Genomic DNA, 17,470 nt, shown 5'->3' with positions numbered 1-17,470 from the left:
TTTTATATCAACATCCAAAACCATATTTCTCTCGGTGGTATTTCATGTATTCATGCGTTTTTTGTGGTATATGAAGTTGCATAGTTTTATCAAATGATAGTTTATTTAAATCTGATTCGCTTATAGAGTCTGATATTAAGATAAAGCCATTTGAGTCAAAGCTTATTAAGCCCTTATCAAATAAAGCATCTAAATGTGCTGCAAGCAATAGACCATTGTATGGGTCTAATCTTTCATGAGCCTCAGCATCACGCCAAGCTTTAATATGTGAAGCTCGAAGTAAGTCTCTACATTTTATGCCAGTTAGTGCGCAGCCTTTCCAAATATCATCCAAAGCGTCTCTATAGCTTCCTTGTCCTATTCTTACTTTCACAAGAGCGTCTTTTTCCGTTTCATTTAAACCTTTAAAATCAGCAAGTTCATCGATAGCTTCACCTATTTTAGCTTCTGGTATTACATCAACATCGATATCCTGCCCAGCGGATAAGGGTGTGACCAAATTTGTTGAAAGTACTTTAATTAAGTGTTCATAATTAGCTTGATTTTTGGATTCTACTTCAAATTTCAACTTTAATTTACTTTGATCTGGTTTCTTTGAAGAACTTGAAAACCCAAGCTCGTCTAGAAGCTCATTGTCGTTTGGCAATGTTATAGTAACTGTACAATCATTTTCGTTACAGCGGATACTTAAACGTGGGCCGACAGAGTCCCTACCGAATTTGAAAACATGACTTTTTGTTCGATCAAACCAGCCATACGGAAAGCTAGGCTCCCTATACTGCTCAAGAAAGCCAAGTAACTCTTTAGCCAGCTCATAAACTTTAGGGTGTTTTTCGAGCCACTCTTTAGTCTTCTTTCTCTTTGATAAATCAGGCGTTCTTCTTGATTTTTTTCCTTTTGTTAGTTTTGCCTCCTTTTTTAATTTCTTAACTTTTATTGACTCTGATGAATCTGATATTTTTTTATCACTCATAATTCTGTTTCCTAATAATATTAAAATCAATACTTCTATTTAAGTCATTGTTGTAAATTCAAATAACAAATCCAATCTTGCGTTCTGAATCACCTTTGAGAGCATTTTGTTCTTTCAAAATTGACAGCATACTCTCTTGAGTCATACGACGTTTCGAAAACTTCATTTGCCTCTTTACAATAGCAAAATCACCCGGTGTGAGCTTTGATAACCCAAGCAATTCATTTATAACTGTCTTTTTTAAAACACCTCTACCCAGTGTCTGCCTAAACATACCTTTGCACTGTATGGGTGTTAGATAAGCTAGGTTTAACTTGAAATCAAATCGCCTAATTACTGCTTTATCTAAGTTTTTAGCGAAGTTAGTAGCTGCAAAAAGTGGGAGTTGAAATTGCTCCATCTGACATAATAATTCATTAACTATTTGCACTTCCCAATTTGCCATCGCTTGTTCACGGCTACATAACAAGCTATCTGCTTCATCAATTAATATTGCACTCATCTCCTGTGTAGCTTGTTTAAATAGTTGAGCGATATTTTGCTCACTTTCGCCAGCCCACTTGCTTAACAAGTCAGATGCTTTGACCGAGATGAGTTTAAAATCAGCTTTTTCACATAAATAATTTACAAAGGCTGTTTTACCGGTACCCGGCGGGCCAGTTAGCAAAGTTCGTGAACTCGAAAACTCTATTACAGCCTCTTCTACCTGTTCGAGAGATGCATATTCAGACTCTATATTCACCATTTTAGGATTAAACTTTTGCTCTGCTTGATAAGTCAGCTCATGAGTTGAAAAGCCGCATGCAGTTAAGGTATTTTGGATGTTCTCTTCAATACATTCACGCGCAGTGTGTGCTTTAAATCCACATAACCTAGCTACATGTACTGCTTTTGCAATATGGGCTGGCAGCAAATTTCGTTGAGCTGCTAACTTACTTATGAAGTTGTTACCCACGTTCAACCCTTTAACATATTTGCCAATCATTTTTTCTTTGGTTGTTTTACTTAGCTCAGGTATTTCATAAACGATATTGAACCGCCTAATAATGCTTTGAGGTAAGTCTTCTAGATGATTAGTTATCCAAATACTCACCACAGGTTGATTTTCAATGTAGCTATGAAGCAGCTCTTTTGAGAAACTTTTTGAAAATAAATCACGCTCAAAAATGTTTTCACACTCATCTAGTAACAGCATTGTTTTTTTACGTTTTGCAACTAGCTTACTTACTATATTAAAGTGCTCTAAGCGTAGCTCAGAGCTTGCGCTTCTACTATCAAGTTCGTTTGTTGGGTTTATTAAGTCACTACCCTTAGCTTGCACCATAAGCAACTGCGAACTACAAGCTTTTGCTAAATATTGCGCCAATGAAGTTTTGCCGGAACCGGGAATACCATAAAGTAAAATACTCAGTGGTTGCCCAGCGGTATTAGTTGCATTCTGAGTAGCTTTAAGTAACGTTTTTAAATCTAAGTGAGATAAATCAGTAGCGCAAAGCTCAGAAGCCTCACAGGGGATTACTAAACTAGATAAAATATCACTTTCACTTTTTAACTTACCTTCAATCAGGCTTTTAGCAATTGCGTTTGGTAATATTAAAAACTCATCTTCCCCTGCAAATATCTCCAAATCCATTGAATACATACCAGATTCAATAATTAACCCAATTTGCTTGTTGAGTAGTGTTTCATCAATATCAAGAACATGAGCTATTTTTTCTGCAATAACGTTCGTGTAATCATCACGTAAATAATCCACAAGTTCGCGTAAAGGTTTACTGAGCGTCATAAAGCACGAGAAAATAACCAAAGGAGTAGCCGCTTTTGGAAGCCCAAACGCTTTACAAAATATGTGTACATTTTTTTGTAACGTTTTAGGCATTGTGTTTATTGCTAAATGATCTAATCGAGCAACTAAATCATCAACACCTAAACCTTGAAGGTTTGAATAATTAAGTCCAGCAACCTCACACAAAGCCTTTCTAAATAGCTTATCGTGCCAAAGCTCTTCTACGTCAAACTCTTCTAATAATTGAGTGGCAAAGTGTGCCACAATACGTTTTAATTGAGGTGTTTTGTTCATGCTATGTACCTAGTAGTCATTAACTTATGCAGCTATATTACTAAGTAAAAAGAAGTAACGTACCCACACTTCCATCTCAAAACAAACGCAGAATATATTAATAATTAAAGCTTTTTTGCTTTTTTATTTTCTTTTGTTTTATTCTTTAGTTGACCCCCTTGTTTTTTAGGCCCTGCAGAGGCATAAATAAAGCTATAACGTTTTTTTGGACTATTATGGAAAATATAAATTTAGGATCGGCAGAAAACCCTATAATCCTTAAAAATAAGCATCAAGATTCCGAGTCCGAAAAATACTATGCCAGACATAAAAACGGAGAAGTGTATATTCACAGGCCTCTTCTACAGATACATACTAAAAACAATCATGAACTAGACAAAGATGACCCAGAAAGTGGCCTTTTTGCTTTTCATAAACTAAGAGATGACCAAGACTGCTTTACAAAAAATGTTATCTCCAACCCTCACTTACAACCATTAGAGATCAAAGTTTTATTGGCACTCAATGAACTTTTTCAAGAACATTCGTCTTGTGAGATGGTATATATCTGTAGCTCCAATAAAGTAAACCTTGATAACTTTGGGGATGATTATGGTTTTTGGATAGCTGAGGGAAATACAGAGACTCTAGTAGAAGTAAATAACGTGCCACTTTATCAATTATTAGGAAAAGCACTCAATACAATTATTAGCAACGAAAAGCTTAATAAAATACTCATTAGGTTAGATAGTTTTCACTATATCAGTGTCACACCGGTTACATTCGAAAACTCCAAGCTTGGTATTAGTCAAAAGCACAATAGAAACCAGCGAGCTTATTTAAAAATAATACAAATAAATGAACTGATGGACTTTAAGAATCTAACAAATATATGGCTTGCCAAAGATTAAAGTGCGAGTTTTGAGCTCGATTTATAAACCGAGCCTGCTTGCTCTAAAGCATGCTTATTCAAAACCACATTCAGAAAGCTTAATTTTTACTGTTACTGATTGGCTGCCATCACAAACCGTAGGTAAATCAGTTTTTATTTGATAGTGTCTCGATGAGCTGTGTAAACTCCATTTATCTTCGTGAGGTACTTTTTTTGTTTTAATGGCTCCACTCATAAAGCGATCTAAAGAACGGTTAAAACCACGCTTAACACCTTGCTCGAAAACTTCAGCAATTAATGTATTTATAGAATCATCTACAGCTTTATTTTCTGAACTTTCACTATCAACATTTTGTCCCATAGCACATTTAATTTTTTCTATTAAGTCTTCCATCCTCGCAGTAGGTGTATCGCCTATTGAGTCTAGTTCTGTTTCTTCTTCAATGCGCCCAATCCACTTATTCATACTCTCAGAACGAATGCTTGCATCTCTATTTTTATAAGTCATAACTGTTATCCTTTAACTTTATTAGTTTTAAATCTCTGCGTTTGCTCAAATATTTCTCAGTACACTTCATCGCGGCTGATGGATGAGTATTTAAATTTAGCGAGTATTAAAATCAGCTCAATTTATAAAGCTGATTTAATATCGTCGCGGTGATTCCAATCAACAAATTTTACTTTGTCATCTACAATTACTTTTACCGCTTGGCAAGCTCAATAAGCTTATCTTAAGGGCAGTCAAAGTCATATTTACCACGAGTGCTTTTCATGAGCCGTATAAGCCTTATTCTTCAATTTCAATGCCTAGCTCATATGTAAGTACTTCCGTTTAAGTCAGGACCCATCACTCAGCCACTTACAAAAGGTTTCATTGCTCTCGTATAAATCACTGGCAGGCTGCTTTCAAGCTGAGCTGTTATTTCGCGTAAACCCTCCGCCCAATAATTGCGAGTAGTCTTGCTCACCAAGTAACTCAACCTCCGCTTACTCTAACTTAGCTTCAGTACATTTCATAATTCAATCCTTTAGTTAGCTACCTGAGCTTAACAAACCTATTAAGTTAGGCTTATCATATGCTGCTGAGCCTTCTAAGTAATCATCTACAACACTAGATACCTGCCTTACCAATTGCTTATCCCTAGTAAAAAAACCCAAAGGAATATGTACTGGGCTTAAGTCAGGAATTAAAAGGTGATAGCAAACCGCTGCAAACTCATTATCCAGTAACATAACTTCAACATTGCCATCAAATAAACCGTTTAAAATACCTGAGCTAGTCGATAACTGACCAAGCTTATACTTCCATGCTTTTCTACCATTAACTGCAGCATTAGGCCTGTCATCACATGGTAGGTACATCATAAAATCATAACAGTTTTCGTTCTTATTCTTTTGATGCGACAACAAACTGTCTTTGGCTTTAGTAAAGCTTTCACTCACACCCCAATAACGCGTATTCGCACCAATCCATTTTAATTTTTTTAGTCCACCTTGATTTTTTGAAGGCTTAAGTCGCTTTAGGTGCTCCTCAATCTTTCTCCACGGCTGACGACTATACAATGAGCCTATTAATAATTCATATGGCTTACTCCCTGAAGTATCAGCCATCTCCGCAATCATTGAACGAAAATCAATTTCACCACTTTTAACAAAACGCTCTACTGACATATCCTTAAACGCATCCCAAGCATGTTTTATGCTCTGCAGGTTGTCACTCAACCTAAGGTTATCCGTATCCTGAGCGATCGCTTGACTAATTGCCTCATCATTCTCATATATCTTATTAACATAAAATGGCTTAACTTTATTATCAAAATCTATTTCAAACTTTCGTTTTATTCTATGGGCAACACTTTTTTTTCTTGTTACTGTATCTACGGAGTAAAGGCTTGGTAACGAGTTGCCCTCAGTCCTAATTTTGCCTAAGTCACCCGACTCAACTAAACGGTGAAAATGTTTACTAAACATGCTTTTTGCATGCTGTTCGCTCATGCTTTTAATCTCATTATTAGCCGCTAACCTCAGCCCGGTGCTCCAACCTCCATGTTGCTTATTTACTTTATTAAATCCTAGTAGTTCAAAAGAGATATTAGTTGAGTCAGGTTGAGGCTTTTCTACCATAGGCTTATCGTCTAAAGAAGAAAAATACCCTTTACTTAATACAGTCAGAGATAATCTGCCATCCTCTAAGTAAGTCACTTCATTTTTATTAATGGGCTCCTCTAAAGCTACATCAAGCTCACGTGGATTGAATCCAAAAAACGATGCTAACTCAAATTTAGACAATGGAGATATATGCAAAGCACGAAGTAAAAAATCTTTTGTAAACGCAAACCCTTGCTTACTCAAGTAAGAGTATTCAATACGATATGTTTCAGCAGGAACAATATAATCAACTTCGTTAAATTCTATATAATTATTTTCCATAACAATTACACCGCCTTTTTATGCTTTTGAGGGTTTACATCAACGAAAGCATAATCACCTGGGGTGTTATTTTCTTCCATAAATTTAATTACACGACCAAATGGTAAGTCACTATTTTTTCCTTGCCACATTCTCTTATCACCTACAATGACAAGTCTGTCCATCGCTCGCGATAATGCAACGTTTATCCTGTTTGGTGATCTTAAAAAGCCTGGGCTTTGCCTTTGTTCAGAACGTGACACTGATAAGATAATTATCCGGTTTTCTTTACCTTGGTAGCTATCAACAGTATCAATTTTCAACAGCGACATAAGTGACTCTGAAATCCCTGCTTTTTTAATTTTTTGTCGTATACGCTTTTTCTGTTCGCCATACATACAAATAACACCAATAGCTGCTTCACCTTCTTTTACTTGTTTACTAAGATTGTTAACAAACTCTAGATTTTCGTCAATTTTCTGTAACAACCCCACAATTGCTTGAGCCTCAGTATCATTAAAAATACTTGTACCAGAGCCGTCTTGGTGATGCGCTTTCTTTCCTAATGAAGAAGTATCTAACCACGTTGTAGCAGCATCTAATTGGGGAGGAACATCTGCGTAAATATCTGGAATTTTTCGTTCACCATTCTCAAGCTCGCCTTTATAAAAACATTGCGATACCAAAGTTCCAATGGCGGGAGCCATTCGGTATTGCACTAGTAATTTAGCGCCTATCTGCTCACCGTAATAAGAATTAAAAGCTCGAGCAAAGTCACTTTCAATTAACTCATCAACATCACTGCCCGATTTAATCCCTAACTTTCTAGCCAGTGCTTGTTTATGCGGCTCTGAATACAAAGGGGGTAATTGTTGATGATCACCAACCAATAAAACCCTTTTACCGGCTTGCATGGCAATTGCCAATTCGCTCGCTATTGAACGTGCTGCCTCATCAATAATAATCCAATCATACTGGTTACTTGCAATATCTATATGCCAATTACCTATACCCACACATGTACCGGCTACGAGTTGGCGAGACCGAGCAAAAAATTCATCTAAGTTTGCATTACCAGAATTCATTACTTTTAGCATATCTTTCGATAATGCTATTAAACGCTTAACGCTATCAGCAACATTAGCCTGTACTGCATGCTCATAGTTCAAGTTCTTAACTAAGGTATCGCCCACAATACTTAAATCGTCGTGCCAATCTTTGTTAGTTTTGATCTCATTTGGTAGTCGGTTATTAATTAATACTTTTCGTTCGTTGATTTGCTTTTTAAGCTCTTTTTTATCTTTCGGCTCTAACTCTTTGCTCTCTAGTTCTTTTAATGCACTGAGTTGTTCATCAATAATCGAGAGAACTTTTTTATCTAGTTCTACAAACGCCTCTAAATATTCTTTAGGTGCTTTTAATGATTTAGCTAAAGACATTACACGGTTTTTTAAATGAGAAGAAAATTGCTCCGCTTTTTTATTAACCATATTGGGTGAAAACACATCTCGTAGCGAGCTAGAAACAGCCGCCTCACGGCTACTAAACCTCACCACATCTAACGGAGTATCCAATCTGCTACAGTGTTTTCGAATACGTTCTGCCGCAGTATTTACCGCCTCATGTGATTGGCTAACTAATAAAATACGCTGCGTCCCTAGCTTTTCTACTAAGTAATGTACAAAAGCAGCAATAAACTCTGTTTTACCTGTGCCTGGCGGCCCTTGCAACATTGACAGCGGACCATAGCGTAATAATTTTTGAAACGCGATTCGTTGCTTATCGTTTAGTTTTATTGTGTTGCCATTATCATCGTTTCTGTCGTAGCGAGCAAAGTCCTCGCTTGTAACATTATGTTCGTAATCAATCGGATCATGCTGGCAATCAGGTTCAAAATAGTCAGCTAAATTTTCAATAACAGAGTCGTTTTCAATTATGCGGGTAAGTGCATTTTTACGCTTAACAAAAGAAGACTTATCGGCCTTACTCCTAAAAAAGATCACATCCTCTTCTTTTAGTCTTTTAGCGTGAAATGAACTATTTGATAGTGTCGCTTTATTAAGCCCTGATTTTGATAGATTCACTTGGCCAATAATAAACTCATCATCCCCATCAACTATATAAGCTTCAACGTCGTCTTTTGCAGTAAAAGCATCTAGCGGATCTTTGTCTGCTTCATACGGCAAAATAATAAAGTCTTTATTGTCTTTGTAAGCCATTGGTTCACTGGCAAGCTCAACATAAGGATGAGACTCCGACTCTGTTTGTATAATGGCTCTCCATAACTCACGTGTAGAAATTGGCTCAACTGCACTTTCATCACTTTTAAGCTCCGAGCCAACTAATGGTTCAACGCTATTACTGCTCGTAGTATCAGCAGGTAAGTTCGTTTCTTTTCGTTTTAATTCAAACTGCTTAATCGCATTTTCAAAGCTATAAAGCTGCTTAATTCTACGATTTAAAGTACCTAAGTTACTTGCCCTACCTTGTGTAACTTTAATTGCAAAAGGCACCTCAAAGTCTGCACTAGTAATATCTCGTCTTGAAATACTCTCTCTTTTAATAGGCGGCATACCGTGTTCAAATTCAAACTGTGCTCTATTAAAAAATAACTTTTGTATCCCACCTAAACCGCAAAAACTTAAAACTAAGTCTGCTGGGTTTTTATTGCTTTGTTCAATTGATACATACAACTTACCGTTATCCGGATAAATAGTAATATCTTCAAAATCAGTTCGCGCGCCGCCAATCTCAATATTTATGGTTTCTGCTTTAACTTCTAAACTTTGTTCTGGATTTAAAAAAGCATCCTCAAAGCGCGTAAGCTCCTTAAAGCCATAATCAACATCTTGTAGTTCTTTAATTATTGCGTTGCTTAAAGCAGGATGGCTTGAGCTTTCTTCACCCCAGTCAATTCTCAATAACTCTGCGCATATTTTCATAACTGCAAAGTTATCTCGCTCAAATGCCGTGCAGTTTTCGCTATTTATAGGACTATATTCTGAATTGTATACCTCGTTAGCATCGTGATGAAAATCGAGTACATCAATAATAAAAATATCGCCGCCATTAACTATAATATTCTCTGGTTTTAAATCTCCGTGAGCAAAACCAAGTGAATGCATATGCCTCACATTTGATATAAGAGCTTTGGCAATAATATCTGCTCCCCTAAATCTCAAGCTTGTATCAAGGGTGTTTCCTTCAATCCATTGTGCAACCAAAAATAAAGCGCTATCTCGAGCGGTTATACCAATATCAACTATTTTTGGCACAAAACTCAAATTCAAGTTTTGTAGTTTTTCAGCTCGCTCTAAAAAAAACAGCGTTCGCTGGCCAAGCCCTGGACTTATATCAGTTGGGTTAATATTGTTCCAAACCTTAACTAAACCATTTTCGGCTTTGTAAACTTCTTTACTATCAGTTTCTTTAATAAACTCAAGTTCAGGATGTAATCTGCTTATTTTGCTATGTTGTACAAAACGCTCAAGCTGATTACTAGAAAACGTAAAAGCTTCTTCTTGGCTTGGCGCGCTATCAATTAACGCATCAAATAACTCACCTGCATTAGCATAGCTTTTATCAGTAAACGCATTAAGCAATACAGGGCCAAACCACTCATCACAATCACTAAGCTGTTGTGCTATATTTTTTTCAAATTTAGGCGTTAAACGTTCAGCCTTAATAATTGCCCAAGCAATAATGGCCAAACGAGAAACGTCATGAATATAAGGGCTTCTGAAGCTTTCTTTCTGTTCATAAACCGAAAGCTCATCACGTATTTCACCAATCGTTTCTTTTTTACGCTCAAAAGCTGAAATAAAATTAGAAAGCGCTACACGCTGCCCTGTACTCAACCATACACTATGGCTGCCAATATCTCGATGGGCCAAATGTAATTGGTGTAAATCTGCAAAGCGGGCAATTAACACTCTTACTAAGTTTATTCGCTCATCTAGTGATAAGTTTTCCCCATAGGTAGTAATAAAATCGTTAAGGCGCTCTTGCCCTTCGGGTAGCTCAACTACCTCGTTGTATTGCGAGGTTATTTTGTCTTTAGATGGGATAGTAAGTGACGATACGCAGTGATCGTATAAGTCACGGTTTTCACGTTTTATTTTGGTTAATACTTCACGTTCACGCGATACTATTTTAAAGCGGCCATCCGGCGTTTTAGCCTCTGTATTGGTTAATTTATCAAATTCCCAACGACGAATAATGGCATGATCGTTTTTATCCGACTCACTCTGCGCATAAAACTCTGTGTATATGTTATTTGGATGTTTAAATATTTCATCTTGCCCAACCCAACCACCAACCGTTAATGGCTTCGATTCTACTTTATTAGCACTTAGTAACTGTTTTTCTAATAAAGGAATATCGTTAAGTAAAACGGCTGAATCAGGATGAGGCCTAAAACGCTCATTAAAAGCATGTTCATTGGTACATAACTTACAAAAGTCATTTAAGCTCATCGTCTCGGCTAAATCATTTTTTTGTAACTTAGTAAAATCACTCGTACCGGTCATAACCACTAATGGGTATACACGAGGTATATGCTTACCATTGCTAAACCTGCCCCTAAAAGGTTTGAGCAAATTATCTAACAAAAACTTTTTATTACGGGTTATTTCAACAGGCGACTTGCCTCTGTCATCATTACCAAAAAACCATTTACCATTATTTGAGGTAATAGGTTGTCCATTCCAATGCTTTAATTCAACAATTAAAATATTGCAGTGAGTTACAATCAGTAAATCTATTTCGCCTTGCTGATTTTTATTAATAAACCTAAAACCCGCATACCCTTTCCAGCCCTCATTAAATGAGGTTTTTAATGTTTTTAGCGCCTCAAAACCTTGGCTTTTTTTATTATTTTTACCCTTGTTGCTTTGTTTTTTTGGTCCAGTTAATACATTTTTTATTTTTTCAATTGCATCTATTTCATGACGTTCAAGGCCGCCCTGCCAATATTTTATATCCATATTTACTTCTTACTGTTTCTAATTATTTAAATTGTAGTTACTTAGTTGCATTTAGCTTTAAGCATACAAATTTACAGCTTTACTTTTATGTGTTATGTATTGCTCTTTCTAATATTTGCCAAGTTCGGTATTTGTAATTCACCTGAGATAGGTGGGTAGCTAAGTATTTCTAAACTTTCAAGTTGATTTATATTTAATTTGTTGAAGTCTATCTTGTTAAAGTAATTTTTAATTACTCTATCAAACCTCGAAAGAACTACTACTAAAGGAAAAAGCATTTGTAAGCTATTAAGTACTTAAGTTGTCATGCTTAGTACAGATGACCCTACATTGAACTGACAGTTACCACCTCACGAATAGGTAACTGTCAGATCAAGTCTAAGCTAATATACCGCATCGTAATGTTTTGCTAATGCACTTAACATGTCTTTTTGGTGTTCTTTTATTTGAGTTTCTTGCCAATCGTTTTGTTCTTTTAATATTTTAAACATAGCTTTTAACTTTAAAGAGTCGTATTGAAGTTTTGCTTCAAAATCGACAAGCTTCTTCTTGACTGCTTGATTACTATATGAAGAGTTTTCACCAGGGCTTAATAAAACTAAATTTCCAAATGCATCTAAAAAGTCTCGCTCCAACATATTTTGGTATTCTTCATGCTGCGGGTAAACATGCTCAACAGAATTCTTAGCCGTGATACGATAGTTTTTGAATTGTTGCCGCTGCCTATCAGATTCTTGTTTCCACAAAATATATTCCAGCTTTTGAAACCAATAATGCTCAAAACTTGTTCCTCTTGGTTTGGCAAAATAATTTTCGTATGCCTGCCATGAGTAAACTTCCGGCTGATGTTGCTTCGCTAGCTTGAAGCTAGCTGTTTTTTGAGTTTCAGGCTTAGCCGCCAACGATAAGTCATTATCAATATTTTCAAGTAAGGCTATGGCTTGTGCATCTTGAGTAATATTGTCTTTTATCAAACCTGCAATAAATGGGGTTATCCAATACTGCGCACTTCGCTCACCAGTAAAGTTACGCATACTTTGCAGCATTACTAATTCATTTATTTCTTTCTGAGTACGATTAATGTACCGCTTCCCATTTGAATCACTTTGACTAATATTAGTTAAACGTAATTGTTCATCATCGCTATCGTCACGCTCAACCCACTTAACCACCCAACGATCAAACTGATAACGCACTTGCCACAAGGTTTTGATAAATTCTTTAACTTCGTTTTCACTGGCTGTAATGAGTGGCTCAAAGGTTTCTAGTAACTTGTCAGCATGCACGCGAGGAGCAACATCATTAGTGCCATCGCCTAGCTCAACAGCTCGGTTAGCCAAATAAATACGATAAGCATGGATAAGTAATAATGGAAAACCAATAATGGGACGACAATATACAGTTTCGGTGTCTAAATCATGGGCGACATCACCTAGCTCAATATTAGATTTATTATCTTGATTTCCTTCGCTACCACTTACTGTAGTTGAATTTAATTGTTCTGCTAGTTGCATAATAGTCAAGCTCTGCTTAGCTCTTTTACTAGCACTCTCATCTTTTACAAAAAGCTCCTCCTTAAAACAAGCCAAATGCTCTGGCTCAATTCTATCCCACGGAGCGTTTGGGAAGACTTTACGCACATTGCGCTCAAAGTAATTTTCCATGTGTTCACACACTAACCACATAGCATCGAATAAAGCTTTATCTTTAGAAACTTGTTTAAGCAGTTTTGACTTTAATATATCAGCCTGCTCAAGCTGTATGCCAGTAGTGTTCATGGTAGCGAACAAACGATTCAAGTCCATTTGAGAGGGCACTATATTATTCACCCATTGCACATTTTCAAAAATATAATCACCTAATAAAATACGTTCTTCATGTTTGAGCGCTTTTACTTGTTGCTCTAACACTTGTAACGCTGCATATATACGCTTTAAATATGGATTTTCACCAATCGCTTCTAGCCCTGGAAATACATAATCATCAAGGCCAGCTAAGCTACCTAATAAGTGCTGTACTTGATCTCGAATAGTAAATTGAAGTCTCGGCTGCTTTTTAAAGGCGGCAATATCTGCAATGGCTGAATCAACTTTTGCTATTTTAAATGCAAGCGCAATTAGCATTAGCGTGGTAGTGCGTTGTTGTCCATCGATTAGCTCATAAATACCATTACCACCTTCATCTAGTTCTACTGAGGTAAGCACTGTACCAATAAAATAAATAGGCTCTTCCGCCAAACGAGCATCGTTAATATCGTTGAATAGCTTTAATACTGCTTCATCTGGCCAAACGTAGGGACGTTGATAACTCGGTATACTAAATTGATATTGATTCGTTTGAATGTAATTTAACGTAAGAACCTGCGTTTCAACGTGATGCTGTGTTATCTGATTTCCTTCATTATTAGCTTCACCTGAAAATACATTAGCCATTTTGACCTCCTTGATTTGTGCGCTTGCTAATCTGATGCATAGCCATTTTTTCAGTGTCTAGAGGAAGAATGTAAGCATCTAACTTTGTAGTGTAAGTGTTTGCGAGCTCTTCTGCTGAAAGGCTATTAACAACGTCTAGTCCAAAGTTATTTAATACTTTATGTATAAAGCGTTTTTTAACGCTATTTTTATTAACAGCTAAATTAGCTGGGTCTGCTTTAAAGCTAAAACGGTCTAAATAATCAAAACACATGGCTGGTGTGTAGCTAGCTGTAATCCAGTCAAGTACAGGGTTATCGCGGACAAAGGCTGATATAGAATTTTCTCTCACCGCTTTTTGATTGCTTACCCGAGGTGAGTAGATAACTCGGAACAGCTTCATCGCTGCAATATCTAACTGTTGTTCGCCAAATTGGCTAATGTATATAAGCAGTGCTGTATCGTATAACCCTTTTACATAACTACAACCCTCAAGCTGGCAGATCATGTTTTGATAAAAATGAAAAAAGCTAACAAGAGTGTTTTCTGTATTCGTTAGAGAATGTGAAGTAACCTTTCTATGGTTAGCCTTATTATTAATTCCGCCCGTTAAATACTTACACCTTAATTGTTCAAAGTAGCTTAAATAATGAATAGTATTAATGCCGCTATTTAATGGCTGTCTCAGTTCATAACCTTGCTGTGCTTGTTTATCTATTTGTCCACCGTCTGGCAAATATGTACGTTTAAAGCGCCCAAAAGCAATATCTTCACCTTTACCCGTACTTTCGCCAAGTTCATTGACAACAGCGCTTCTTACTAGATTAGGCTGGCGGTGAGAAGGTACATTACGACTATAAAGTTTTTGCCAATAGCGCCCTTTAAGTAATGATCCAACAACGGGGTTTAAATCGCCTAATGCTTCCCATTTTGCAGCAAATTCATTTTGGTTTTGTCGCGCAATGGCTCTGAGGTGATGTGCTTTAATAATGTCAGGTCCACTTAACCTAACACCACCAGTATTCTGAGTTTCAAAGAAGCGATAGGCATCGTCTTCGCTACGAGTAACAACCAGAGTTAAATTGATTTTATTGGCATCAAAAGTGGCTATTTGGCTAGCATTACTGGTTGTCGAGTATGCCTGTAACCAAGCAAGGTTTTTAACGATTTGTTGTTGTGATTCTGGCGAATCGTAACTTAGGTTAAGAGCAAAGCTATGTGATTCATTCGCTTCGTGAGCGTTATTAACCGTATAAGATAGATATTGCACATAGGAAATCAACGCTAAGGTTGTTAAACGTTGCTGACCGTCAATAATATATAGCTGCCCACTTTCTGCTGACTGATGCAAGATTACACTGCCTAAGTAATACCCATAGGCACTATCGCTTTGTGCTAAATCGTTTAAAAAAAGCTGGTAGTCACTCAACAACTTTTTTATTTGTATTTCGCCCCAACGATAAGGTCGTTGATACTCAGGTATTGCTAACTCACCAGCAATTTCCGCTTTACTAGAACTAATAATACTTTTGCCACTGAATAACTGTGCTAAAGTACAAGATGCGACTTCAACTGACATAAAACTCCTTTTAAGGTCGCGCAATAGAAATTTTGCTAAAGAACGAACTTTCCTGTTAATTTTTTATTAATTCAACACAATTAGTAAAACTAAACTTAATATATTTAAAAAACGAAATAAACAGCCGCTGAATAAGTGATTACTAACTAAATCACCAACTACATGCAAATTTTAAGTTTCGTTTAACTGAGAATAGAAAGCTCTTGATAGCTAAAGAACAACTATGGATTGTTTTAGAACTTTCCCGGTTTGATTGTTAACACAGCCTCTAAGTAATAACTTATGTATCGGCCCACTCATATTTTGGCTACTGTGATGTTTTACAAAATTTTGATTATCAAACACATCCCCCTCTTTAACTTGTTGTAGCTCAAACATTGGAAAGGCTAACTTAAATCGAGCAAACAATAACTCAAATAAGCAAATTAATTTTTTATCATCTTGATTACTGCTATTGTTTATTTCAGCTTTAATATAGTCCCAAAGACTAAATATAAACTTTTCTTGGGTTCCGCAAACAACCAACCCTTTTGGTGTCGTATCTTTGAAAATATTTTTAATTGATAGTTTAGTTTGTGAAGAGAGCCCCTCATAAACCTCTTTAATCCTGAGATCTTCCTCAAAGTTATCTCTATAAAATGTAATTTTTCTTTTCAGTTCTTCATACAAACTTAAAGTTTCTGATAGTTCTTTTTCTTTCTTTTCAAAATCATTCAAGACTACAGATAAATTTTTCTCAAGACCTGATTTCTCAACATTTAAAGATTCAATTACATGCTCACTATCAGCTAAAGCGGAGTCTTTTATTCCCAACATAGATTTAAGCTTTGCATTTTCGTCCTTCAAAATATCATTTTTAGCCTGCATAGCTTGATACTCATTTAAGCTTAATTCTTCAGCTTTGTTAGGCAACAAAGTAGTTAAGTGTTTCTCTGGATGTTTAAATGCTATTTCACAAACTTTATTTCTAATGTCCTCATCTTCTAGAAGAACTAAGATCTCTGCTTTTAAACTGCTCTTATCCATAACTAACCTTCCTTTTTAAGCTCATTAGTCTTTTTAAGATAATGAGCCTGTAAACCATTTGAACAGCCTTCTATTGCATTACTTTTTGCTTCGCTGGTGCTATCATCTTCCATTACATAAAGTGCTTCTGGCTTATCACTTAAGGCTACAGTGAGAATTTCAGATAAATTTGGGTAAAGTTTAATAAATGAAGAAATAGCATCTATTTGCGCCAACAGCCTATTTAATTCACTTTTTCCAGTCGCAAAATCGTCAGCAATACAAATGTCAGGGTCAACATCAAATACCTCATCATCAGAAACAATAATAAATGCTAAACGCTCATTCTCAATGTACTCAACTTTACGTTTAAATTGCTCCCAAAAGTTAGCACTATCAATCCATAATTCACCTGAAAACCGAATATCCTCTAATTCACCCTCAATAACTCTGCACGTTCTAACTTTGCAATTTTTACTTTCAACGTAAAAGTCTGTCATTTAATTACTTAGTCCCATTACTTTATTTTCAATTTCTTCTATCGATAACTCTGGCTCTAACTTTTGATATGCTTCTACCAAAGCCGAGCTATGTTTCGTTGTTTCATCAAGAGTAAGCTCATCATTTAAATAAAGATCATAATCTTCTAGTTTTAAATCATTCTCTTTATAGGCTTTAATAGTGCTAACTATCTCTTTTGTTTCAAGTTCTTGCGAAGCCACCGTAGCCATAAACTCAGGCGTAACTACTGTATCTAATTTTTCGTTAATTCCCTTTAAAGTAATAGAAGCACCTATTGAGGAGCGAGCTAAAAGTTCTTTGTCATCTAATCTGTCAAATTTATCCTTATCAAAGGGAACATTATTGTTAAGATGGTCAATATATTCATTGATTGAGTCAAAATCTTCTGGTTTTTTTTCACTTAAAATAGCCTTTTCACCTAGTTCCTCAAGACTATCTTCTGGCCGAATAATACCTAACGAAACACCTACACTTCTAATTGCATCTGTCACTTTAGCCGCAAGTGAAACCCCCAAACTAACAATACTGGTTGCTGATTTTACAACGCTATTACCAATACTTGAGGCAACACTGCTTATAACACTACAAGCACTGCTAACAACGCTACAAAGATTACTCCAAACTCCCATAAAAAC

The 17,470-nt window shown here is 36.2% G+C and carries 11 protein-coding genes; 1 reads left to right on the top strand and 10 read right to left on the bottom strand.

The window, feature by feature from the left end; all coding sequences use genetic code 11:
• Nucleotides 1-7: 7 nt before the first annotated feature.
• Together AOG27_RS13795 and AOG27_RS13790 are read right to left on the bottom strand one after the other, a co-directional pair.
• Nucleotides 8-973 (bottom strand): HNH endonuclease, encoded by a 966-nt coding sequence (locus AOG27_RS13795; RefSeq protein WP_054553584.1) that lies wholly within the window; start codon nucleotides 971-973, stop codon nucleotides 8-10.
• Between the two features lie 58 nt (nucleotides 974-1,031).
• On the bottom strand, nucleotides 1,032-2,729 hold the full coding sequence (locus tag AOG27_RS13790) for an AAA family ATPase (RefSeq protein ID WP_161804354.1): 1,698 nt from the start codon (nucleotides 2,727-2,729) through the stop codon (nucleotides 1,032-1,034).
• A 539-nt stretch (nucleotides 2,730-3,268) separates the two neighbouring features.
• Here AOG27_RS13790 and AOG27_RS13785 point away from each other — a divergent pair.
• Complete coding sequence (locus AOG27_RS13785) at nucleotides 3,269-3,943, top strand: hypothetical protein (protein ID WP_054553582.1); 675 nt, start codon at nucleotides 3,269-3,271, stop codon at nucleotides 3,941-3,943.
• 54 nt (nucleotides 3,944-3,997) lie between these two features.
• Here AOG27_RS13785 and AOG27_RS13780 read toward each other — a convergent pair whose 3' ends face one another.
• The 8 genes from AOG27_RS13780 to AOG27_RS13745 form a co-directional block, all read right to left on the bottom strand.
• Nucleotides 3,998-4,432 carry a hypothetical protein gene (locus AOG27_RS13780; RefSeq protein WP_054553581.1) on the bottom strand — a complete coding sequence of 145 codons (435 nt, stop codon included), beginning with the start codon at nucleotides 4,430-4,432 and terminating at the stop codon, nucleotides 3,998-4,000.
• Between the two features lie 524 nt (nucleotides 4,433-4,956).
• A complete protein-coding gene (locus AOG27_RS13775; RefSeq protein ID WP_054553580.1) occupies nucleotides 4,957-6,354 on the bottom strand; it encodes a hypothetical protein in 1,398 nt (465 codons plus the stop codon).
• Between the two features lie 5 nt (nucleotides 6,355-6,359).
• Nucleotides 6,360-11,318 carry an AAA domain-containing protein gene (locus tag AOG27_RS13770; RefSeq protein WP_054553579.1) on the bottom strand — a complete coding sequence of 1,653 codons (4,959 nt, stop codon included), beginning with the start codon at nucleotides 11,316-11,318 and terminating at the stop codon, nucleotides 6,360-6,362.
• A gap of 383 nt (nucleotides 11,319-11,701) precedes the next feature.
• On the bottom strand, nucleotides 11,702-13,750 hold the full coding sequence (locus AOG27_RS13765; RefSeq protein WP_054553578.1) for a DUF262 domain-containing protein: 2,049 nt from the start codon (nucleotides 13,748-13,750) through the stop codon (nucleotides 11,702-11,704).
• Nucleotides 13,743-15,308 (bottom strand): DUF262 domain-containing protein, encoded by a 1,566-nt coding sequence (locus AOG27_RS13760; protein WP_054553577.1) that lies wholly within the window; start codon nucleotides 15,306-15,308, stop codon nucleotides 13,743-13,745. The genes AOG27_RS13765 and AOG27_RS13760 overlap by 8 nt, the downstream gene beginning before the upstream one ends.
• A 210-nt stretch (nucleotides 15,309-15,518) precedes the next feature.
• Complete coding sequence (locus AOG27_RS13755) at nucleotides 15,519-16,334, bottom strand: hypothetical protein (RefSeq protein ID WP_054553576.1); 816 nt, start codon at nucleotides 16,332-16,334, stop codon at nucleotides 15,519-15,521.
• Between the two features lie 2 nt (nucleotides 16,335-16,336).
• On the bottom strand, nucleotides 16,337-16,813 hold the full coding sequence (locus AOG27_RS13750; protein ID WP_054553575.1) for a hypothetical protein: 477 nt from the start codon (nucleotides 16,811-16,813) through the stop codon (nucleotides 16,337-16,339).
• Nucleotides 16,814-17,464, bottom strand: coding sequence for a hypothetical protein (locus tag AOG27_RS13745; RefSeq protein WP_200909104.1), 651 nt, complete (start codon nucleotides 17,462-17,464; stop codon nucleotides 16,814-16,816). It lies immediately after the preceding gene.
• Nucleotides 17,465-17,470: the final 6 nt, after the last annotated feature.

The sequence above is a fragment of the Pseudoalteromonas lipolytica genome (assembly GCF_001306915.1).
GTDB lineage: Bacteria > Pseudomonadota > Gammaproteobacteria > Enterobacterales > Alteromonadaceae > Pseudoalteromonas > Pseudoalteromonas simplex.
The sequence above is the reverse complement of the archived record's forward strand: the minus strand, read 5'-3'. Positions and strand labels throughout refer to the sequence as shown.